The sequence below is a fragment of the Bifidobacterium commune genome, from assembly GCF_900094885.1.
GTDB lineage: Bacteria > Actinomycetota > Actinomycetes > Actinomycetales > Bifidobacteriaceae > Bifidobacterium > Bifidobacterium commune.
Map to the genome: position 1 here is coordinate 66656 of NZ_FMBL01000003.1, position 21034 is coordinate 87689.

The window sequence follows — 21034 nt, forward strand, 5'->3', positions numbered from 1 at the left end:
AATCGACAACACTGCCGCGGCTGACCTCAATACAACGCGAAAGCGGCACGGCAGTGCGGTGAAACGGATGCGGAGCGCCGATCAGAGCTGACCGACGAGGTCGAGGCTCGGGGCGATGGTCTCGTCGCCCGGCTCCCACTTCGCGGGGCATACCTGATCGCCGTGCTCATAAACGAACTGCGATGCCTTGACGCGACGCAGAATCTCCTCGGCGTTACGTCCGACATTGGAGGAAATGACCTCGTAGGCCACAACCTTGCCTTCGGGGCTCAGGATGAAATCGCCGCGCTCAGCCTGGCCATTGACCTCGTCATAGCTGTCAAGATCGCGGGAAAGTCGGTTGGTGGGGTCGGCAACCATGGGGAACTGAATCTTGCCAATCTTCTCGTTGGCTTCATGCCAAGCCTTGTGCACAAATTCAGTGTCATGGGAGACACCGTAAACCTCGCAGCCAATCGCCTTGAAGTCCTCATAATGATCAGCGAGATCCTCAAGCTCGGTAGGGCAGACGAAGCTGAAATCGTTGGGGTAGAAGAAAACGAGCGACCAGTGACCGAGCATGTCCGCTTTGGTCAGCTTGCTGAACGCGTTGTCCTGATAGATATTTGCCGTGAAATCTGTGATCTCATGCTGAAGCATGGTCATGGTTGTGCCCCTTTTAATATTCGATTGCGTTTACCGCCACGCGGGAACCGGCCACGTCCTGTGTCCAACCGGACCGACATTCTGTTACGAACGTTTGCGGCCTCCAAGCCAAACAACAACAGACATCGCACCGTGGAACCCTTATCGTTGCGGTGTCCAATGCTATACCGAAAATCCCAAACCCCAAGAGCAAACATGTGCACACAGCCACATCTTTTCGTGAAGCGCTCTTACGTTGCGCACAATGACCACCTTTGTCTGTTTCATAAATTGCAGATTGCACATTTCGAAAACAAGCGGTTCTCGTTGAGCTACAACATGAAAGCAGGCCCGGATTTTTGACGCCCAACAGACAATGAGAGAGTAAAGTCAACGGCAACAACATCATCGGGTTTGCGCAAAGCGAGCGCCCCGTCACTCGGGAGGAACCAATATGACAGACAATATCCGTTACGACGACGGGGACTTTCTGAACGCGCAAATCAGCAACCCCAACGATAACCCCATCTCCGATGAATACACCGCCAACGCCACATGGGGCCGTATGCTGCAGGGCAACGCCCGGTTCGCCTGCGGAGGGGCCGAACATCCTCGGCAAGACAAGCAAACCAGGGAATCTCTTATCGACGGTCAACATCCGGACGCCGCGGTGCTTTCATGTTCCGATTCGCGCGTGCCCCCTGAAATTCTCTTCGACCAAGGACTGGGTGACATGTTCACCGTACGCACAGCCGGACAGATCCTGGATGATGCAGTCATCGGATCGCTCGAATATGCCGTCACGAATTTGGGCGTAAGCCTGTTGGTCGTGCTGGGACACGAACATTGCGGGGCGATCGGCGGGGTCGTTGCCCAACTTGACATCATCGCTGACAACGCGGGCATTGACTTGGGTGCGGCTTGTGCCGCAGAAGTGACCGATTCGGCAATCATCGACCCCGTGACTCTCAACGAGAACAGCGGCGACAGCGATGCCGACGACGTATTCGACATCATGAACGACCTCGTCGCCGCCTCGGATTCGATTCTCGTCCGTTCAGCCGGCGCATCCATATTGGCCGCCCGCGAAGCACGATTGTGCGGTACCGACGATTTCGAACGTGTTCACATTGCCCGCACCATTGAGGCCTTGGTCAACCGCTCCGACATCCTCCAACAAGGCCTGGCCTCACAACGCCTCACAATCGTTGGCGCCCGCTACCTGCTAACCACCGGCGAAATCGAAGTTCTCTCATTCTGAAAGCGAGAGGCTCCGAGATATCCTTACCTATGCGACAGCGGCCAACAACCGTTTGACTCCCGGCTCTTCTAGACTGGAAACATGCCTTTGTTCGTAGATATTCTTTTCGTCTTCATTTTCCTGATAATCGGCGGCGTGTTCTCATGCACCGAACTCGCGCTGGTGAGCCTTCGAAGCTCGCAGCTTGATGAGATGGAGCAGGAGGATGCCCGCGGAGCAAAGGTCGCCAGAATCGCCCGCGACCCCAACACGTTCCTTTCCACAGTCCAGATCGGTGTGACCCTTTCCGGCTTCTTCTCGGCATCGTTTGGTGAATCCGCCATTGCCCCATGGGTTGTACCAGTTGTTGAAAGTTGGGGAATTCCGCATCATCTCGCAGCCCCGACCACCACTATCGCGCTCACCCTCATCATCTCATTCTGCGACATCGTCATCGCCGAAATGGCACCAAAACGCATCGCCATGCAACGCACCGAGCAAATCGCGCGCGCCGCCGTGCCAGCCATCGACATCTTTGCCAAGATCTGCCGTCCCATCATCTGGACCATCGGCAAAAGCACCAACGGCATCGTGCGGCTCCTAGGCTTCGACCCGACCCGCACCGAAAGCGAGGTCAGCGACAAGGAACTGCGCGTACTTGTCAATTCCAACACCAACCTGAGCAAGGACGAACGCACCATTCTCGACGACGTGTTCGACGCCTCCGAAACCATCGTTGCCGAAGTGATGCGCCCCCGCGCCGACGTGATCTTCCTGGAAGGGTCAATGGACATCAAGAGCGCCGCAAAATACGTGCGCGAGATGCCATATTCACGCTATCCGGTCACCGGTAAAGATTTTGACGATGTGATAGGCTTCGTGCATGTGCGCGATTTGCTCGACGTGCGCGACCCGAAGGCTACAACCGTGGCCGACGTGACCCGCGAAGGCATCTCGCTGCCGGGAACCTCAAAACTTTTGCCAAGCCTTTCCCTGTTGCGCAAACGCGGCATCCACCTGGCCATCGTCATCGACGAATACGGCGGCACCGACGGCATCGTCACCCTTGAGGACATGACCGAGGAACTCGTCGGCGATATCCGCGACGAATACGATCTGCCGGAAAACAGCAACGGCGGCACTACGAACGGCGTGGGCAACGGCCGCAACAACAAGTCAGCCTTTGTGGACGGCGTGGCCACAGTCGACGGTGGCATGACCATCGAAGACTTCGCAGACCTGACCGGCATCGAACTGGACGACGGCCCTTACGAGACGGTCGCCGGCTACTTCCTTGCACACACCGGTCGAATGGGCGAGGTCGGCGAAACGCTGCATTCCGACGATGGCTACGACATGGTCGTCACCAAGGTCGACGGCCGTCGCATCGAAACCATCGAAGTTCGCAAAAGCGGACTTACCAATGTGGATGAGGCCGAAGAAAGCAAATCCAACCGATCCGAGTAACCGCTCATCGATCAAGGTTAACCAACGAACGGTTTTCTTTTCTACCCCATCCACCCTTTTTCTGCATCACTTTGCTACCAAATGATGCAGAAAACGTGCATGCTCTCAAACACAAAGGCAGTTTTAGCGCAAACATTCACAGTCTTTTAAATACGGTTGCTCTATGACGGGCAAATCGAAAAGCATGCTGTGGGTCGATCCACGAAATACGTCAGTCTGCATTAATAATCAAAATCAGACAAGACGAATCCGAATCCACATTTTTGCAACCCGGCTTGCAGATGACGTGCCGAACCCTTCAATACACGCAAACTTTGGTCTTGCGAACCCACACCAAGCAACCAATTATACCTTCAAAACCCTTTATTTTCAGCAATTTTTGACATATTGAGCCAAACAGCGAACCGCAATGGGGGATATCGGGAATCGCTAGAATGAAGGTAATTAGTTCCTCAAGAAAGAAGGAAATTATCATGACGAACGAATTTTTGAGCCCAGGCCTTGACCAAGCAACATCCGACAAGATCGTCTCGATTCTGCAGAATCGTTTGGCACAGGAAGAGGAAGCCTCGCTGATCCTCAAGCACGCGCACTGGAACGTCGCAGGCCCGAGCTTCATTGGTGTGCACGAAATGCTTGACCCCGAGGTCGATGCCGTACGCAACATGGCCGACGAGACCGCAGAACGCATCGCTACCCTCGGCGGTAGCGCGGAGGGCACTCCTGAGTCCATCATCAACAACCGCACTTGGTCTGAATTCAAACTCATGGGCCGCCGGAACACACAGGATTACCTCAAGGCATTGATCGAATACTATGCCGACTTCATCATCGCCGAGCGCAAGGCCTACGAAGAGCTTGATCCAATTGACATCATCAGTTCCAACATCATGCAGGACCATGTGCAGGAACTTGAGCACTTCAACTGGTTCATGAACAGCCACCTGATTGAAGAGCAGACTCACGCCTGAGTTTTAAGGCAATTCGGTTCACACCAAGCCATCACCGCTGATTGCGTTGCGTAAAATACGCGGGAACCGATAGCCGAAAGATGCGCCGCCATCCGCATTTTCACGGGTGACGGCGCATTTTCATATTTAAATTTCATCCCTGCGACATTCTCGCGTCAGCCTTCGCGATAAACCCTGTGTGCGGAGGCTTGCGCACGCGGACGCACCACCAGCGAGTCAACATCCACGCTGTCGGGCAAATCTAGCGCCCACTCGATGCATTCGGCAATGTCATCACCGGTCAACGGATCCGGCACCCCTTCATAAACGGCATCGGCCTTGGCCCGGTCGCCATGGAAACGGTTGAGCGAGAATTCCTCGGTCCGCACCATGCCGGGGGAGACATCGATGACACGCAACGGCTGACCGACCTGCTCGAACCGCAGCACCTGGGCCAGAACGCGCTCAGCCGACTTAGCCGCGCAATAGCCAGCGCCTCCCTCGTATGGTTCGATGCCCGCGACCGAGGACACGACCACCACTGTGCCGCCGCCAGGAGCCTGCTTCAATGCCGGCAGCAGTTTCTTGGTGATGCGCAAGGTGCCGAGCACGTTGACCTCATACATGTTGCGCCAATCATCAATGTTGCATTCTTCAATCGGATCCTGACCAATCGCTCCGCCAGCGCAGTTGACCAGTGCTTTCACCGGTCCGCCGCGCAAAATCCGGTTTACGGCTTCCTGCGTAGAGGCCTCATCGGTCAGGTCACAAACTACATATTCACACGCATCTCCGAGTTGGTCTGAAAGTTCAACCAGCTTATCTCGACGCCGCGCAAGCGCAACGACCTTCCACCCCGCAGACGCCAACTGCAACACAGTCGCACGACCAATGCCGCTGGACGCACCAGTTACCACAGCCCTTTTTGATGTAATCGTGTTACCGAGCCTGATTTCGGATTTTCCTTCGTATTCAGCTGTAATTCCAGCCTGTGTCCCCACCATCGAGAACCTCCTCGTCACTGCGTGAGCATCTGATATGCCATTGCGCATCGTCTACATCAATCGGCGATACCCGATTACTAACGCTACCGCAAAACGGCTTCACCCAATTTAGGCAAATAGTACATTTTGTATAAATACCCCCGGTACAAGGCACGCAAGCAATTCCCTGCGCCCGTTAATCACCAGACCAACTCATTGTTCAGCGCACGACGCCACTCACGCCATTCGGGCAGATATGCATCCATTCGTCGCTGAAATTCGACACCATGACCACTGGCCCACAAATGCGTCATCTCATGAACCAGAACATATTCCAAAAAACGCCGATCCATAAGACCTAACTGCAAATTCAGCCGAATTCGCCCGGTATTCGGAGTGCACGAGCCCCAACGGGTATTCATCAGCCGCAGCGTGATATGCGTCGGCTTCCGGCCAACTATGGGTTCCCAATGCTCCAGCAGCACCGGCAACTGCGCATTGATATTTGCCGCAGCCAGACGCTTATTATCGTCCGTCCACTCAAAGACAGCACCGTCGATTCGTTCCTTCTGGCGTTCAATCCAGACCCGGCGACCCCGCACAAACGAGGCGATCTCTTCATCCTGCATGCGCGCAGGCGCACTCACTTCAACGGCCCCAGTCGGGGGCTTTACTCGCAAATACATGTTGCGCATGGTCTTGCGGGTCACTTGCACCTCAAAACCATCAACGTGCAACGTCGTGCGCGAAACGATTTTGGCTTTCTGGCGACGGCGATAAGGCATGTCTGCATTCTCTCGCGCGCGATTGACTAGGCCAGTATTTCGGCCAAAACTTTTTATGTCTTCAAAAAATGTTCACGACACGCAAGCTTGTCAGATTGACTTTTACCCTCCAACTGGTAGAGTATCTGTTTGTACGTCTCAGAACGTGCTGTTCGGGCCCGTAGCTCAGCTGGTTAGAGCGCATCCCTGATAAGGATGAGGTCGGAGGTTCAAGTCCTCCCGGGCCCACGCAAGTTCCAAAAATCTTTTATGACATTGATAAACAGACTTGGAACAGTGCACAACGGGGCTATGGCGCAGCTGGTAGCGCATCTGCTTTGCAAGCAGAGGGTCGCCGGTTCGAACCCGGCTAGCTCCACAAGCGGGGTTTTCGGTATTTTTCCGGAAGCCCTTTTTCATACTGTTTTCGGTTTGCTTCCAAGACTTTCGATTATTTCCACGATTCTAGCGGTAACATCATCTCATCATAACCGTAAATGGTCAGGATAAGGTATGGGCAGGTTACGAATTAGGTTACACACCTACCCGAGCAACCCAAGAGTTTTACTAGTTCCTGAGTTTGCCCGCGAGGATCTCTAACGTACCGACCCATAACTGAACCTCAGTTATTTCCCGGCATTACCCCAATTAAAAAAAGCCTTTACAACAGGCCCGCTGATGGGCTATTCTCCCAAGTATGGACGAATCGTTACGAACCTGCCCACTCGGAGTGGATGTGGAGATATGCAGGATGGACTTCGAGGCTCGCAGCCGTTTTCGGCTCAACGAGCTTGGCCTTCGCGTGCATGAACCGATTCGCGTCATCCAAAAGGCGGTGTTCGGCGGATGCGTAGTGGTGCATAGCGGCGAACGCATCGCGGTCGATGGAGGCACGGCCCGGCATATTTTCGTAGTCCCTCGAACGTAACTCTTATACTACAAATATTATAGATTTACGAAATCTGTCGAGCGGCATTATACATAAAGTAATTATCCTCTCGTCATTCGCTGTATTCCTGGGACGGCTAACATGGTTCGGATTGAAAACATCGATGGTTCCATTGACTCGGGCCTGAAGTCCGATTCCACGGCATGCCATTGCAAAGACAGACATGCGGACATTGGCATCACCGAAAGCGAACAAGACCCCTCCTGCCAAACCGACACCGAATATGCGGAACATGGCAGCCACCACCACCGTCGCGGCCTCGCAGTGCTTTTGCCGACCAGCCATCACCATCTCGAATCCTCCGGGCACGCATCCGGCACGCAGTCGATGCACAACCAAACCGATCTAACCACACATACAATCCCTCGCATCGTCTTCGTCGGCAATCCGAACGTTGGAAAATCAACGCTTTTCAACGCAGTACTCGGCTCGAATGTCACAGTGATGAACGCACCGGGCACCACAGTTCTCGTGGAATCGGGCAGTCTGAAACACGATGGTCAACTGTGGGATTTCATCGATACCCCCGGCACCGTGTCATTAGATGCCTACAGCCCCGATGAACAGGTGGCTGCGGAAGCCACAATCGGCCTTCATCATTACCCCCGACCCGATCTTGTCGTGTTCGTATTCAATGCGGCTTCTCCGTCGAAATCATATTATCTTTTAAGTCAGCTCATCGATCTGGGCCTGCCAATCATCATCGCCGTCTCCATGCTCGATTTGGCCGACAAACAGCACTCTCCAGTGACGTTGCAGAGGCTTAGGCAGACACTTCCCGGAATTCCGGCAATCAAGGTCGATGGCCGCACCGGCGAAGGACGGGACGAGCTGCTGAGCACCATCGCCACGGCGCTCACCGAGGCAAAAGCGCAGCGCAAAGTGCACGAAGCAGAAGGAATCATCGAACCACCGACAACAGCCCATGAATCGCAACAAAAACAGGGCAGTGATACGGTTTCGCATACGGCGTCCGAAATAAGCAAAGCGGAGTCAGCCGCACTCGACGGCGGCGGAGCCGAAATTTCCCGTGAAATTCATGTGAAACTAACTTCGGCACAAATCACATCCGGCCCTATCCCGACGCCGACCGCAACGCAGGAGGACATTTCGCGATGGGTGCACAACAGTGCGGATGAGCGGTTCGATTGGATTGCCGAGCAGCTTCAATCGCTCAACAAGAATCTGCCGCAGAATGCGACGTACACGGCAAATTTTGAGACATTCTCCGACAAACTTGACCGGGTATTGCTGCATCCGGCAGTAGGCCTTGCCGTCTTTCTTATCACCATGTTCCTTGTTTTCGAGGCGACCACAACTCTGGCCGGCCCGTTGCAGGACTGGTTCGATGTAACGGTGCGCGGTTGGTGCACAGACGCCGTGGCATGGATTTTTACAGCGATAGGCGGCAAAGCGGCTCTCGACGGATGGCTGTATTCACTTCTGGTCGACGGAGTGCTCAACGGTGCGATCACCGTATGCACGTTTATCCCGCCGATGGGCATAATGTTCATCATCCTTTCATTGCTCGAGGATTCCGGCTATCTGGCCCGCGCCGCGTTCGTGATGGACCGAGCCATGCGCATGATCGGACTTGACGGAAGAGCGTTCCTGCCGCTGGTGGTGGGATTCGGCTGCAATCTACCCGCACTGGCCTCCACACGCACCTTGCCGGATTCCAGACAACGGCTGCTGACCGGTCTGCTGATACCGTTCACCTCTTGTTCCGCAAGACTGAGCGTCTATGTGGTGCTTGCCTACGCCTTCTTCGGAAGGTTTGCCGGACTTGCCATTTTCCTCATGTACGTCAGTTCCATAGCCATCATCCTGGCTGTTGGTTTCGTGTTGCGCAAGACGCAGTTCAAGGCGCTCAAGACACAACCATTTGCCATGGAACTGCCTCCATATCAGATGCCGCGGCTTGTGCAACTGCTGAAGTCGGTGTTGATGCGGCTTTGGTCGTTTGTCACGGGCGCCAGTTCCGTCATCATCACAATGCTGATCGTTGTCTGGGCGCTTTCGGCAATTCCGATTTCCGCAGGAGCCGACGGTTCCAACTCGTTCGGACATGTCGATGAGGTCAAGAATTCCGTCTTCGGTGCAGCATCGTCAGCAATTGCGCCGATTTTCAAGCCCGCCGGTTTCGATGACTGGCACGCATCGGCAGCGCTTATGACCGGTTTCGTTGCCAAGGAAGTCGTTGTCGGATCACTTTCGCAGAGTTACGCACTCAACGATTCCGGCGATCAGCCCGAACAGGATCAGGGACAGGGGAGTCTTGGGCAGGCCGTGCATGAGAGCTTCGAAAAGTCCAGCGACGGACATCCCTCGGCCGCTGCGGCAGCATTCATGATCTTTATCCTCGCCTATACGCCTTGTTTGGCGACGGTAGCCGAAATGAAGCGACAGTACGGCACGAAAACCGCGTTGCAATCAGTAGGAATGGGACTGTTTGTCGCCTACATTCTGGCGATAGTGGTTTTCCAGATCGGAAGATTGCTATGACGTCCCGCACACATCACGATTTTTCCATCACAAGCAAGGTTGTCAACGGGCTGACGCACGGTCAGACACCGAGACAAATTGCGGATCATCTTAACCTGCCGCTCGATTTCATTGATCTTATCATCAGTCAAGAGCGGAATGCAGGACGTCTTGATGTTTACGACCTGCGCTCATGCAACTCGTCATCGGGCCAGGGATGCAATCCTGACCCAGAATCGTTGGTATGCGCCGGTTGCCCCATCCTTCCGATGGAGATTCGACGCCGTCAATCCGTGATGGCTCGAGTGAAATCCAAATTCCGCAGGTAACTTCACCTGTGCTGAAATCCGCTCAGCAGTTTGAATCCTCGTCACCGTGCCTCATTTCCCCTTGGAATTTGAGCGCGCGACGCAGTGAGGAAACCGATCCAAAACCGCAACGGTCCGCAATCTCCATCAACGTCAGCGACGGCTGGCTCTTACGCAGCTCAAGGGCCGCCTCCGTCCGTGCCCGGCGAACAAGCGCGGTGAAATTGGTGTCCGCCTCCTGCAAGGCCAGTTGCACCGTACGCACGGAAACGTTCTCATGTTCGGCGGTTTTGATCACGCTCAATGCAGAATCGGTGTAGTTGCCGGCAATATACTTGCGCACCCGCTCAATCAGCGGCATGACACTCATACCCTGACCAAAGCATGCGATGAGCAGTGATCGAGCGACATCGTTGGCCACGGTTTGCAATGTTTCCACCATTTGTGTGCTTTGGTTGCGAAGATTGCAGGCGCTCATCACAAACGCCAATAGGGGCTGCAACGAAACAACATCGAGTTCCGAATTGGTTCCCATCATCGAAAAGGTCTTGTAATCCGGCAGAATGGTAGCGAAAAGACGCGAGGAAAGACTTACCGCAATCAACTCATTGGACGGAGCGATTGCCTTAACCACGACATCGCCGGTATTCGGCGGAACAAGAAAAACACCCGGGTTGCGTCTGAGAATCCTTTTGCTGTTGACCATGCTGATTTCGACATGGCCATGAAGCGAAAAAATCATGGTGGCCATTTCAGCTACATCATCGCCGCGCTGCCAATCCATCACAGCATCGGGCAATGCCGCATGATACAAGCTGACTTCAGGAAATATTGCGGAACGAACGGTCATCTTTTTGTTTCCCGGCAACGTTCGAATACGTGAGTTGCGAGGCCTGCCATTATCCGATGAGTCATTGCGTTCCAGCATTCCCGAACACACCGTCCTTCCGACTTGGCAAATCTACGAAGCCAAGCATACTAGGCAGCCACACATATGGACCTTATCCGCGTTCGCTGAGACCAGTCCTCATAAACCGTTCAATCTACATCATGAGTTGATATGACGGCCAATAACTTCATGTTCACCATCGGAGCCACCTTTTATTTCATTAAGCTCGTCAGCAATCTGCTTGAGCAAATCGACGGTTTGCTGGTCAGTGCTGATTTCCTTGGCATCATCGCTGTCCTTCTGCTTTTTGAACATCGCATCGGACAAATCACGGAACTTATTGATGGGCACAAGAATACAGAAATAGACGGCAATGGCCACAAACAGGAAGTTGAGCAACGCTCCTAGGATCGCACCGATGGAAACGGTGGAGTTGTTGAATGTGAACGTCAGCACACTGTTCAGATTCGGTTTGCCGAAAAGCATGGCTATCAGTGGGTTGATGAGATTCTCGACAATTGAATTAACGACGGCGGTCACTGCAGCGCCCATAACCACGCCGACTGCCATATCGATCACATTACCCCGGACGATAAATTTCTTGAAACCGGTAAACATAACAACCTCCTGTTGTTGTATCTCCCTATAAACACTCCCTACCAACAATTCTAGCCTTTTCGATAATTACTATCAGCAAAGTGTCAGTACAATGGACATCGCGCAAACAGCAACGGACTTCGCCAATGTACGGCATAAAACGCGAGGCACGAGAACATTATGTCAGACCACCATTGCCCACGCTATCCGCATCAAGACGAAGCAGGTCTATGTTTCAGTTTCGTTAACGATTCAAAAAATGACATATTTTTCCGCGGGCATCCTCTTCTGCCAGAGCAGAATGCTTCTTACAATGAGACAGGCCATATCAACTCAATGATGGAGCATACATGCTGAATAACGAATATGTTAAGCGCGTTTACGCGCAGGTCGAGAAGCGCGACGGCGATCAGCCGGAATTCCTGCAGGCCGTTCGCGAAGTTTTTGAAACTTTGGAACCGGTTGTAGAGAAGCACCCGGAATATGAGGCAAACGGCGTTTTGGAGCGCATGGTTGAGCCTGAACGTGCAATCAAGTTCCGCGTCGCATGGGTTGACGATAAAGGCAAAACCCAGGTGAACCGCGGCTACCGCATCGAGTTCAACTCGGCCATCGGACCGTACAAGGGTGGTCTGCGTTTCCATCCGACAGTCACCGAGTCTGTCGTCAAGTTCCTTGGTTTCGAGCAGATTCTCAAGAACTCGCTCACAGGCCTGCCCATGGGCGGCGGCAAGGGCGGCTCCGACTTCGATCCGCGCGGTCGCAGCGACGGCGAGGTCATGCGTTTCTGCCAGGCATTCATGACCGAGCTGCAGCGTCACATCGGCCAGTTCACGGACGTTCCCGCCGGCGACATCAACGTTGGCGCACGTGAAATCGGCTATCTGTTCGGCCAGTACAAGCGCATCCGCAACGAGTATTCCGGCGTGCTCACCGGCAAGGGCCTAGAGTTCGGCGGCTCGCTGGCCCGTACCGAGGCTACCGGTTACGGCCTGTGCTACTACACCGCGGCAGCCATGCGTACGCTGCGCAACGATTCCTTCGAAGGCAAGACCACCGTCGTTTCCGGTTCCGGCAACGTCGCAATCTTCGCCACCGAGAAGGCACAGGAACTGGGCGCGAAGGTTGTCACCTGCTCTGATTCCAACGGCTACATCTACGATTCGGAAGGCATCAAGCTCGACGTCGTCAAGGACATCAAGCTGGGCCACCGCGGCCGTATCAAGGAATACGCCGATCGCGTTCCCGGAGCCGAGTACCACGAAGGTGGCAAGGGCATCTGGACCGTTCCCTGCGATATCGCACTTCCTTGCGCCACCCAGAACGAGATTGACGGCGAATCTGCCGCCATGCTGGTCAAGAACGGATGCACGGTAGTGTGTGAGGGCGCTAACATGCCCTCCACACCCGAAGCCATCGAAGCCTATCAGAAGGCTGGCGTGCTCTACGGCCCTGCGAAGGCCGCAAACGCCGGCGGTGTCGCTGTTTCCGGTCTGGAGATGAGCCAGAATTCCTATCGCCTTTCCTGGACGTTCGAAGAGGTTGATGGCAAGCTCAAGGACATCATGGAAGACATCGTCGCCAACAGCCTCGCCGCTGCGAAGGAATACGGCCACGAGGGTGATCTGATGGTCGGTGCCAACGCCGCAGGCTTCGTCAAAGTCGCAAACGCCATGGTCGCCCAGGGCATCTGCTGATCCTTTCCGAGCTCATTAATTCACTAAAGACCGCCGCTGACACCACATCACCGGCGGTCTTTAAAATACCTGCGCAAAAATCACATATACATTTGTCGTTTCTTAGCGCATACCCAGCCTAATTCTCGCTGAACACAATTGTCATCATGCATTTACCCATTGCTTCATTCCAATGAGTAATACTGAGAAAGATCATTGGGACTCGATCCATGCCACTTCAAAATCTCTTTATCTTTCAGACCTTTTAAAACCGTCCGAACCGTTCTTGGAGTGCAATCTATTCTTGCAGCTAATTTTTTACAGTTACTTGCCCCTCTGCATAAGCCAACTGTACAGCAGCGATTTCATAAGCAGATAGATTACGAAACACTTTTGGGTCAATTCTTCGTTCAAGAGAATCATTATTTCGCAATAAACGAGATGTAATGCTGTTTTCGAGTGTTAACTGGACTTTGACATGCTCAGGTTCAGAATAAACGGGATCCTTCAGAAAAGCACTTTGCATTTCTGTATAAATACGCTGCACACCTGCATTGGTGAGATGATCTCCAATCAAAATTTTCGGCTATGGAGCACTTGCTCTTCCGAGAAATCGTCACCATTTATCTTTCGCTTATAATCATCAAGTACTTCATGGTCGATATCTGCAATCCCCGACCATTCAACAATTTCATCTTCAAATATCCGTTGATTCTTGTCATATTCCAGACGGATAATCTGATCATGATTCAACTAAATACTTTTATCCACTACCCTCAAAAAGACATTTTTATCGTCTTTGAGATGAACTACGACGTCATTTGAGGCTGCAACACCCAAAAGAAGCACTTCATCATTTTCATCATCATTATTAATCACGAAAACAACGCGTACTGAAACCGATGGAGCCGGCTCACAATAAAAAATGTGACAACGCCGAAGCTCCTCTATATTCTAAGCACCGCTACGCCGAAAACCTGTTACTTTGCCATCATCTTCGATGTCTATCGCTATTGTACCTCCCGAAGCATTCGCAAAAGCACTGATATGCCGCGCTAAATCTTTAGGACGGATTCGGGAACTTTTCCTGTCAAAGTATTGCCCCTCCTCCAAAGAAATTAGTTGCCTGATATCAGAAGACATGATTGGTCATTCCCCGTCACCATGTTTCCTCGGCAATTACTCGGCAATCCACTCAGTTTCGCAGTCATACGTCGTCAGAACAACAACATTCCGATTAACAGCGACGTTAAAATGACAGGAGATAAAGCCTTCGGCGCTAACAAAACCACTATCATGAATACCTATATCCTGATTGTAGCCCCGTCATTAAAATCATCATCCCATTCGCGACCGGGGATGAGGTCATATGGCATCTGATGGGCAAATATCCAGAAAACAATCAGCACGACGATTACTATGACGCCGAGTTCACGGGTGGGTTCGGCGAAGAGCATCGTGCCGACCATCAGCATCACAAGCCGTACCAGATAGAACACAACGCGGGCAACGCCATGCCGTTCCTTGGTTTCACAGCTCATGTGCGTGAACATGCCGCCAAGGGTCTGTCCGCGGTGAAGCACGGGAATGAACAGCTCGAAAACAACGAACGAAAGCACGGTGAAGAACTGCGCTATGCCGTCGGATACACCTGTACCGAAAGCATGACCGAGGAACATGTAGGTTCCGTTAGACAGATACCGAGAGGATTTGTGGAACAGATAGATGGCCCCAAGTGTGAGGGAAACATCAACAACGGCAATGAATATCAGATCGATCATCAGTGCCACCGAACGATGAAGAAGCCCCGGTTTCCCAATAACTTCGTTACGGTCTTCGATTTCTCTCACGGGCACCAGAGTGCCGTATATCCATGCGATGAAACAGCCGATGATCACCCCCAACGTGTTGGTCAGCAGATCGTCGACATCAAACTGACGATAGGCGCAAGGGTAAATACCCCAAACTCCGGTGAGCTGGGAGGTTTCGATAAGCAAGGAAACGAGGAACCCCGCGGGAATCACGGCATAGAACTTCCAGCGCGCCCAGCGGAAAAGTGCGAAGCCAAGAGGGATGAAGAAGACAACATTGAAGGCCAGCTGCAATACCGCCGTTTTACCACCCGTCGTTAGGTCAGTCATGAATTGCGTTACATGAAGCTGCGGGTGATGTGCGTGCGTCAGGCAGTATTTCTGCGGATCATCAGGCATCGGATACAGTGTGAACGTGACCAGACCGAGTGCATAGAGCACACATAAATATGCCGAAAGGACCGCACTGGAACGCAACCGGTGGTACCGGTGATACAACACGGCCAGAATCGGCAACGTCAAGATAGCCGAAAGAACCGGCCAAAAGCTCATCGCAAGAATGAACGATGTGCTGAAATTCCTAATATAGGAAATCATCGAGCACCTAACTTAGCGAAAAGATGTATCAGTCGTCGCCAAGGGTAACGTGCACTCCGCCCACAAGCTGGCTGACAACGTTGTAAAGCGCCGCAAGGATCACAGCAAACAACGTGGCTATAATGACTCCGACAATGGCGAAGATGGTAACAGCACTCAACACGGTGCCGAAGGAAAATATGCTGGCCAAATTGAATCCGCCAGCATCAAGGCCCGTCGAAGAAACGATTTGCGTGACCTGGTCGAAGACACCGACCACATTAAGCAGCACCCAAATAAGGGCCACGGCCACAATCTGGATGATGCCGCCGGCAACGGACAACAGGAAGGTCACCTTCGCCACTGACCAAGCGTCAACGCGAGTAACCGAAAGGCTCATACGACGTGCCCGGGGAGCACGCTGCTGCGGACGCTTGCCGCCGTTACGATTACCAAACGACCATGGTGTGTTCTTCTTCTCGGAAGCTTTGTCCTCTCCGGAAATCGAGCGCGCGACGCGGGGGGATCGGTCGGATTGTTTCGCATCGCCGTCCTTGCCGACGGTCTGCTGCGGTTTGCTGTTTTCAGCGTTTTTTTTCATCATTTTCTCCTTGACCCGCCGCATGGATTGCGGTGCAACAGCCCTTTTCGCACAATATATCTGTTACGAGGCTACCAGTCTTCGGGGACGAGAAAACAGGGATAAACCAATAGATCAACATGATTGATTCCGTGTACGTTATGCTGCTGCAACAAGCAATCCTCGAACCGAGTCACCCGAACCAGACCAGCAAGTACGTTTCCCGATGAAAGGAGCTTTTTTAACAGGTGTGGCCGCCGACACCTAAAAGTGTCGGCGGCCACACCTGTTAAAACGACCCTGTAACTCAGCCCTTATTCTTCGGTCTGGCTGTTGTCACTTTCTGTCGAAGTCGAGCTGTCGACAGTGGTTTCCGAAGCATCGGTATCCCTGGAATCACCATTCGCCACTTCATCGCCTTCATTCTCGTCATCGGTATCAGTGTTCCGAGCGATGGAGAGAATGGCATCACCCTTGTCGGGCTTGGCAAGCGTGACACCCTGCGTGTTACGGCCGGTGCGCTTGACCTCTTCGACAGCGGAGCGAATGACCTTGCCGGACTTCATGATGGCGAGAATCTGGTCGGAATCGGCGACGATGACCGCGCCCACCAATTCCCCTCGGCCTTCATTCATCTGCAGAGCCTTGACACCGAAACCGTTACGCCCTTGCAGACGGTACTGGCTGATACTGGTGCGCTTGGCGAAACCTTCGTCGGTAACTACGAGAAGGCTCAGTTCGTCTTCCATGTCGGAGCGAACCACATCCATTGCCAGCAGCTCATCATCTTCACGGAACTTCATACCCTGCACACCGGCGGTCTGACGACCCATCGGTCGTAGCTGCTCATCATCGGCCTTGAACTTGAGGCTCATTCCATGACGAGAAACAAGAATGATGTCATCATCCGCATTGCACAGCGTCGCACCGATCAGTTCGTCAGCGGGCTCGCCGGTCTCCGGATCCTCCATCAGACGCACGGCTATCAAGCCGCCCTGACGACTTGAATCATACTGAGACAGCGGAGTTTTCTTGATCTTGCCGCTTCGTGTTGCAAGTACAAGATACTTAGCCACTTCGTAGTTCGGAATGGACAGCACTGCTTGAATGCTTTCACTGGGGGAGAGCTGCAGCAAATTAGCTACATGCTGACCCTTGGAATCGCGCGAGCCTTCCGGCAATTCGTATGCCTTGAGACGGAAGACACGGCCACGGTTGGTGAAGAAGAGAATCCAGTTGTGCGTTGAAGTGAGGAAGAAGTGATCAACCACATCATCTTGGCGCAGCTTGGCACCCTTGATACCCTTGCCGCCGCGGTGCTGAGCACGGTATTCGTCGGCCTTGGTGCGCTTGACAAAGCCCGAATGCGTAACCGTCACAACAACATTTTCAACGGCAATCAGGTCCTCGTCATTCATTTCACCAGAGAACGGCAGAATCTTCGTGCGACGTTCGTCGCCATACTTCGCCACGATCTCATCAAGCTCATCGCCCACAATCTTGCGTTCGCGTTCGGGACTGGAAAGAATATCATCGTAATCAGCGATCTTCTTCATCAGCTCATTATGTTCTTCGACAATCTTCTGACGTTCCAGAGCAGCAAGCCGACGCAGCTGCATCGCCAGAATCGCATCGGCCTGCACATCATCAACGCCAAGCAAATCCTCAAGACCTGTACGGGCGGTCTCGACGTCCTTCGACGCGCGAATCAAGGCGATAACCTCATCGATCATGTCAAGAGCCTTGAGATAGCCCTGCAGGATATGATCGCGTTCCTCGGCTTCACGCTTCAAATAGCGGGTACGGCGATCAATGACGTCAATCTGATGATTGACCCAGTGACTGATAAAGGCATCGATAGAAAGCGTGCGCGGAACATTATCGACCAAAGCGAGCATGTTCGCACCGAATGTCTCTTGGAGCTGCGTGTGCTTGTAGAGGTTGTTGAGTACGACCTTCGGCACGGCGTCGCGCTTGAGAACGAGCACAAGACGCTGGCCGGTACGACCGGAGGTCTCGTCGCGCATATCCGCAATGCCCTGAATCTTGCCATCACGCACAGCATCGCGAATCGAAGCCGCAAGGCGATCGGGATTAACCTGATACGGCAGCTCGGTGACCACAAGGCACATACGGCCCTTGATTTCCTCGGTATTGACCACTGCACGCATCGTGATGAGACCACGACCAGTGCGGTAAGCATTCTCAATGCCTTTGTGTCCGAGAATGGTGGCGCCGGTGGGGAAGTCCGGTCCCTTGATTCGCTGCAGCAGAGCCTCGAGCAGCTCTTCCTTGGTGGCATCCGGGTGATCAAGCGCCCAATGCACTCCATCGGCGACCTCGTGCATATTGTGCGGAGGGATGTTGGTCGCCATACCGACCGCAATACCGGACGAACCGTTGACCAACAAGTTCGGGAAGCGGGCCGGAAGTACGGTCGGTTCCTGAGTCTTACCATCGTAGTTGGGCGCGAAATCGACGGTGTCCTTGTCAATGTCACGGACCATTTCCATCGCCAGCGGCGCCATACGGCATTCTGTATAACGCATTGCTGCCGCAGGATCGTCGCCCGGGGAACCGAAGTTACCTTGACCGTCCACGAGCAGATAACGCATGGACCACGACTGAGCCATACGCACCAATGTGTCGTAAATGGCGGAATCGCCGTGCGGGTGATACTTACCCATGACGTCACCGACGACACGGGAGCACTTGTTGTATCCTCGGTCGGGGCGATATCCACCGTCATACATCGCGTAGATTACACGGCGGTGCACCGGCTTCATGCCATCACGCACATCAGGCAACGCACGCTCGACGATTACGGAGAGGGAATAAGCGAGATAGGACTCGCGCATCTCCTGGCCCAAGTCGATACGCTGAATGCGTTCACCGGCCATCAGGCCGTAATCGGTGTCGTCGGCTTCCTGTGGACTCAATGGCTCAAGAGCGCCACCGGGGACGTACTCGTCGTTTTCATCATCATTGTTGTTGTTTTCGTTTGCCACGCTAAATCCTCATATCTTCAAAATCGTTCAGTCGAATCGCCATTCGTCATATCGGACGGCGTCAAACCTCACATCACACGTCAATAAACTTGGCGCTCGGAGCGTTGCGCTGGATGAATTCACGACGAGGACCAACCTCGTCACCCATCAGCATGGAGAAGGTTTGATCGGCCTGGGCCGCATCTTCGATCTCGACCTGCTTAAGAATGCGGTGATCGGGATCCATGGTCGTGCCCCACAATTCCTGGTAGCTCATCTCGCCAAGACCCTTATAGCGCTGGATACCCTCACCCTTCGGCAACTGACGACCAGCTTCTCGACCTTCCTTAAGCACACGATCGCGCTCGGCGTCGGTATAAACGAAGCTGTGAGAGCCCTTAGTCCACTTGATTCGGTAGAGCGGTGGCATGGCGACATACACATAACCCGCGTAGATCATCGGCCGCATGTAGCGGAAGAAGAGCGTCAGATTCAATGTTGCGATGTGAGCGCCGTCGACATCTGCATCAGCCATGATAATGACTTTGTGGTAGCGCACCTTGTTCAGGTCGAAGTCTTCGCCATATCCGCCGCCGACTGCTGTAATCAGAGACTCAATGGTGTCGGATTTCATGATGCGGTCGATGGAGGCACGCTCGGTGTTCAGGATCTTTCCTCGAAGCGGCAGAATAGCCTGCGTAAGCGGGTTTCGGCCCTGAATTGCGGAGCCGCCTGCGGAATCGCCCTCGACGATGAACAGTTCGCATTCCTCAGGATTGTTCGACTGACAATCCTTGAGCTTGTCAGGCATACCGGCCGTCTCGAAAACCGACTTGCGTCGCGTGTTCTCACGGGCCTTCTTCGCTGCGATTCGCGCACGTGATGCTTCGATCGCCTTCTGGACGATGTTCTTGGCCTCGCCGGGATGTGCATCGAACCAGTCACCCAGTCTATCAGTCATCACACGCTGGACAAATGCCTTGGCCTCGGAATTGCCGAGTTTGGTCTTTGTCTGGCCTTCGAACTGCGGATTCGTCAGCTTTACGGAAATAACGGCGGTCAGACCTTCACGAACGTCGTCACCGGAAAGGTTGTCGTCCTTTTCTTTGATCAGATTCTTGTCACGCGCATAACGATTGACCAAGCTGGTAAGTGCCGCACGGAAGCCTTCTTCGTGGGTACCGCCTTCGGTTGTGGAAATTGTGTTGGCGAACGTATGCACGGTCTCGGAATAGGCGCTCGTCCATTGCATCGCGATTTCAGCGGAAACACCAAGCTTCAAGTCCTCGGACTCAAGATCGATGACTTCCTCTTCAATCGGCGTGGTATTGCGCGATTTCACCAGGAAAGCAACGTAATCCTTGATGCCGTTCTCATAGCAATAGGAGACTGTTTCTGACTTGTTTTCCGTCGTCTTTTCCTCGCTGCCGGCAACCTCGTCACCGGTCATTTGAGGACGCTCATCAGTCAGCGTGATACGCAGACCTTTGTTGAGGAACGCCATCTGCTGGAAGCGAGAGCGCAAGGTCTCGAAATCATAGATGGTTGTTTCGAAGATTTCAGGATCAGCCCAGAATGTAACGGAGGTACCGGTGGACTCGTCTTCGTTCAGAGGCGCACCCTGCTTGAGTGGTGCAGTCGACTTCTGGTTCTTGAAGCTTTGGGTCCAGTGGTAACCCTGACGGCGCACCTCCACGTCGATTCGTGTGGAAAGCGCATTCACCACGGAGATGCCGACGCCGTGCAGACCGCCAGAAACCGCGTAGCCGCCGCCTCCGAACTTGCCACCCGCATGCAGCTTGGTCATAACCGTTTCAACACCGGAAACACCTTCTCCCGGCACCTCATCGACAGGGATGCCACGGCCGTTATCGATCACACGTACGCCGTTGTCTTTCAAAATAGTCACTTCGATATGCGTAGCATATCCTGCAAGTGCCTCATCAACGGAGTTGTCGACAATCTCGTAAACAAGGTGGTGCAGACCTCGGGGACCCGTGGAGCCGATGTACATACCCGGACGAATACGTACTGCCTCCAAGCCTTCCAGCACCCTCAGATCACTCGCGTCGTAGTGATCGGGAGAAAGGGAATCATCAAGCTGTACGCCCTCATCCATATCCGTTTCTGCGGCAATTTGTGCTTCGTT

The 21034-nt window shown here is 53.5% G+C and carries 19 protein-coding genes and 2 tRNA genes; 10 read left to right on the forward strand and 11 right to left on the reverse strand.

Annotated elements, in window-relative coordinates; genetic code table 11:
* Positions 1 to 81: 81 nt before the first annotated feature.
* Complete coding sequence (locus GA0061077_RS05655; protein ID WP_091847988.1) at positions 82 to 645, reverse strand: redoxin domain-containing protein; 564 nt, start codon at positions 643 to 645, stop codon at positions 82 to 84.
* A 544-nt stretch (positions 646 to 1189) separates the two neighbouring features.
* Here GA0061077_RS05655 and GA0061077_RS05660 point away from each other — a divergent pair.
* The 3 genes from GA0061077_RS05660 to GA0061077_RS05670 all read left to right on the forward strand — a co-directional run bounded on the left by GA0061077_RS05660 (position 1190) and on the right by GA0061077_RS05670 (position 4302).
* Positions 1190 to 1885 (forward strand): carbonic anhydrase, encoded by a 696-nt coding sequence (locus GA0061077_RS05660; protein WP_091848152.1) that lies wholly within the window; start codon positions 1190 to 1192, stop codon positions 1883 to 1885.
* An 81-nt stretch (positions 1886 to 1966) separates the two neighbouring features.
* Positions 1967 to 3331: a hemolysin family protein gene (locus tag GA0061077_RS05665; protein WP_091847989.1), complete on the forward strand. Its 1365-nt coding sequence runs from the start codon at positions 1967 to 1969 to the stop codon at positions 3329 to 3331.
* Between the two features lie 473 nt (positions 3332 to 3804).
* On the forward strand, positions 3805 to 4302 hold the full coding sequence (locus GA0061077_RS05670; protein WP_091847990.1) for a Dps family protein: 498 nt from the start codon (positions 3805 to 3807) through the stop codon (positions 4300 to 4302).
* Positions 4303 to 4457: 155 nt separating this feature from the next.
* Here the strand turns inward: GA0061077_RS05670 and GA0061077_RS05675 are convergent, their stop codons facing one another.
* Both GA0061077_RS05675 and GA0061077_RS05680 read right to left on the reverse strand, forming a co-directional pair.
* Positions 4458 to 5285 carry an SDR family oxidoreductase gene (locus GA0061077_RS05675; RefSeq protein WP_091847991.1) on the reverse strand — a complete coding sequence of 276 codons (828 nt, stop codon included), beginning with the start codon at positions 5283 to 5285 and terminating at the stop codon, positions 4458 to 4460.
* 179 nt (positions 5286 to 5464) lie between these two features.
* Positions 5465 to 6049 carry a M48 family metallopeptidase gene (locus GA0061077_RS05680; RefSeq protein WP_183193232.1) on the reverse strand — a complete coding sequence of 195 codons (585 nt, stop codon included), beginning with the start codon at positions 6047 to 6049 and terminating at the stop codon, positions 5465 to 5467.
* 154 nt (positions 6050 to 6203) lie between these two features.
* Between GA0061077_RS05680 and GA0061077_RS05685 the strand changes: the two genes are divergently transcribed.
* The 5 genes from GA0061077_RS05685 (at position 6204) to GA0061077_RS05705 (ending at position 9790) form a co-directional block, all read left to right on the forward strand.
* Positions 6204 to 6277: transfer RNA gene (locus GA0061077_RS05685), tRNA-Ile, on the forward strand.
* Positions 6278 to 6334: 57 nt separating this feature from the next.
* A tRNA-Ala gene (locus GA0061077_RS05690) sits at positions 6335 to 6407 on the forward strand.
* 372 nt (positions 6408 to 6779) lie between these two features.
* A complete protein-coding gene (locus GA0061077_RS05695) occupies positions 6780 to 6956 on the forward strand; it encodes a FeoA family protein (protein ID WP_234696555.1) in 177 nt (58 codons plus the stop codon).
* 102 nt (positions 6957 to 7058) lie between these two features.
* Complete coding sequence (gene feoB / locus GA0061077_RS05700; protein ID WP_183193229.1) at positions 7059 to 9482, forward strand: ferrous iron transport protein B; 2424 nt, start codon at positions 7059 to 7061, stop codon at positions 9480 to 9482.
* Positions 9479 to 9790, forward strand: coding sequence for a hypothetical protein (locus GA0061077_RS05705; RefSeq protein WP_091847993.1), 312 nt, complete (start codon positions 9479 to 9481; stop codon positions 9788 to 9790). Before feoB ends, GA0061077_RS05705 begins: the two co-directional genes overlap by 4 nt.
* Positions 9791 to 9812: 22 nt before the next feature.
* Here the strand turns inward: GA0061077_RS05705 and GA0061077_RS05710 are convergent, their stop codons facing one another.
* Together GA0061077_RS05710 and mscL are read right to left on the reverse strand one after the other, a co-directional pair.
* A complete protein-coding gene (locus tag GA0061077_RS05710) occupies positions 9813 to 10697 on the reverse strand; it encodes a helix-turn-helix domain-containing protein (protein ID WP_091847994.1) in 885 nt (294 codons plus the stop codon).
* Positions 10698 to 10817: 120 nt separating this feature from the next.
* Positions 10818 to 11276 (reverse strand): large conductance mechanosensitive channel protein MscL, encoded by a 459-nt coding sequence (gene mscL, locus GA0061077_RS05715; RefSeq protein ID WP_091847995.1) that lies wholly within the window; start codon positions 11274 to 11276, stop codon positions 10818 to 10820.
* A 329-nt stretch (positions 11277 to 11605) separates the two neighbouring features.
* Here mscL and gdhA point away from each other — a divergent pair, with 329 nt between their 5' ends.
* Positions 11606 to 12952, forward strand: coding sequence for an NADP-specific glutamate dehydrogenase (gene gdhA / locus GA0061077_RS05725; RefSeq protein WP_091847997.1), 1347 nt, complete (start codon positions 11606 to 11608; stop codon positions 12950 to 12952).
* A 289-nt stretch (positions 12953 to 13241) separates the two neighbouring features.
* Here gdhA and GA0061077_RS06785 read toward each other — a convergent pair whose 3' ends face one another.
* Positions 13242 to 13508 (reverse strand): hypothetical protein, encoded by a 267-nt coding sequence (locus GA0061077_RS06785; RefSeq protein ID WP_143249622.1) that lies wholly within the window; start codon positions 13506 to 13508, stop codon positions 13242 to 13244.
* 11 nt (positions 13509 to 13519) lie between these two features.
* Between GA0061077_RS06785 and GA0061077_RS05730 the strand changes: the two genes are divergently transcribed.
* On the forward strand, positions 13520 to 13756 hold the full coding sequence (locus GA0061077_RS05730; protein ID WP_091847998.1) for a hypothetical protein: 237 nt from the start codon (positions 13520 to 13522) through the stop codon (positions 13754 to 13756).
* A 129-nt stretch (positions 13757 to 13885) separates the two neighbouring features.
* On the opposite strand, the gene GA0061077_RS07275 is transcribed toward GA0061077_RS05730, so the two are convergent.
* The 5 genes from GA0061077_RS07275 to gyrB all read right to left on the reverse strand — a co-directional run bounded on the left by GA0061077_RS07275 (position 13886) and on the right by gyrB (position 21004).
* The gene (locus GA0061077_RS07275) at positions 13886 to 14074 is read right to left on the reverse strand and encodes an AlbA family DNA-binding domain-containing protein (protein ID WP_091847999.1); all 189 of its coding nucleotides are present in this window, start codon (positions 14072 to 14074) and stop codon (positions 13886 to 13888) included.
* A 161-nt stretch (positions 14075 to 14235) separates the two neighbouring features.
* Positions 14236 to 15339: a VanZ family protein gene (locus tag GA0061077_RS05740; RefSeq protein WP_091848000.1), complete on the reverse strand. Its 1104-nt coding sequence runs from the start codon at positions 15337 to 15339 to the stop codon at positions 14236 to 14238.
* A 28-nt stretch (positions 15340 to 15367) separates the two neighbouring features.
* A complete protein-coding gene (locus GA0061077_RS05745; RefSeq protein ID WP_375773996.1) occupies positions 15368 to 15922 on the reverse strand; it encodes a DUF3566 domain-containing protein in 555 nt (184 codons plus the stop codon).
* Between the two features lie 290 nt (positions 15923 to 16212).
* Positions 16213 to 18906 carry a DNA gyrase subunit A gene (gene gyrA, locus GA0061077_RS05750; protein ID WP_091848002.1) on the reverse strand — a complete coding sequence of 898 codons (2694 nt, stop codon included), beginning with the start codon at positions 18904 to 18906 and terminating at the stop codon, positions 16213 to 16215.
* Positions 18907 to 18979: 73 nt separating this feature from the next.
* The gene (gene gyrB, locus GA0061077_RS05755; protein WP_091848155.1) at positions 18980 to 21004 is read right to left on the reverse strand and encodes a DNA topoisomerase (ATP-hydrolyzing) subunit B; all 2025 of its coding nucleotides are present in this window, start codon (positions 21002 to 21004) and stop codon (positions 18980 to 18982) included.
* Positions 21005 to 21034 lie beyond the last annotated feature (30 nt).

Coding starts and splice junctions, on each gene's coding strand:
- feoB (WP_183193229.1), top strand. CDS start 7,059: ATGGTTCGGATTGAAAACATCGATGGTTCCATTGACTCGGGCCTGAAG.
- GA0061077_RS05705 (WP_091847993.1), top strand. CDS start 9,479: ATGACGTCCCGCACACATCACGATTTTTCCATCACAAGCAAGGTTGTC.
- GA0061077_RS05695 (WP_234696555.1), top strand. CDS start 6,780: ATGGACTTCGAGGCTCGCAGCCGTTTTCGGCTCAACGAGCTTGGCCTT.
- GA0061077_RS05670 (WP_091847990.1), top strand. CDS start 3,805: ATGACGAACGAATTTTTGAGCCCAGGCCTTGACCAAGCAACATCCGAC.
- GA0061077_RS05665 (WP_091847989.1), top strand. CDS start 1,967: ATGCCTTTGTTCGTAGATATTCTTTTCGTCTTCATTTTCCTGATAATC.
- GA0061077_RS05675 (WP_091847991.1), bottom strand. CDS start 5,285: ATGGTGGGGACACAGGCTGGAATTACAGCTGAATACGAAGGAAAATCC.
- gyrB (WP_091848155.1), bottom strand. CDS start 21,004: ATGGATGAGGGCGTACAGCTTGATGATTCCCTTTCTCCCGATCACTAC.
- GA0061077_RS05740 (WP_091848000.1), bottom strand. CDS start 15,339: ATGATTTCCTATATTAGGAATTTCAGCACATCGTTCATTCTTGCGATG.
- GA0061077_RS05655 (WP_091847988.1), bottom strand. CDS start 645: ATGACCATGCTTCAGCATGAGATCACAGATTTCACGGCAAATATCTAT.
- GA0061077_RS05745 (WP_375773996.1), bottom strand. CDS start 15,922: ATGATGAAAAAAAACGCTGAAAACAGCAAACCGCAGCAGACCGTCGGC.
- mscL (WP_091847995.1), bottom strand. CDS start 11,276: ATGTTTACCGGTTTCAAGAAATTTATCGTCCGGGGTAATGTGATCGAT.
- GA0061077_RS05660 (WP_091848152.1), top strand. CDS start 1,190: ATGCTGCAGGGCAACGCCCGGTTCGCCTGCGGAGGGGCCGAACATCCT.
- GA0061077_RS05730 (WP_091847998.1), top strand. CDS start 13,520: ATGGAGCACTTGCTCTTCCGAGAAATCGTCACCATTTATCTTTCGCTT.
- GA0061077_RS05710 (WP_091847994.1), bottom strand. CDS start 10,697: ATGCTGGAACGCAATGACTCATCGGATAATGGCAGGCCTCGCAACTCA.
- GA0061077_RS05680 (WP_183193232.1), bottom strand. CDS start 6,049: ATGCCTTATCGCCGTCGCCAGAAAGCCAAAATCGTTTCGCGCACGACG.
- gdhA (WP_091847997.1), top strand. CDS start 11,606: ATGCTGAATAACGAATATGTTAAGCGCGTTTACGCGCAGGTCGAGAAG.
- GA0061077_RS07275 (WP_091847999.1), bottom strand. CDS start 14,074: ATGTCTTCTGATATCAGGCAACTAATTTCTTTGGAGGAGGGGCAATAC.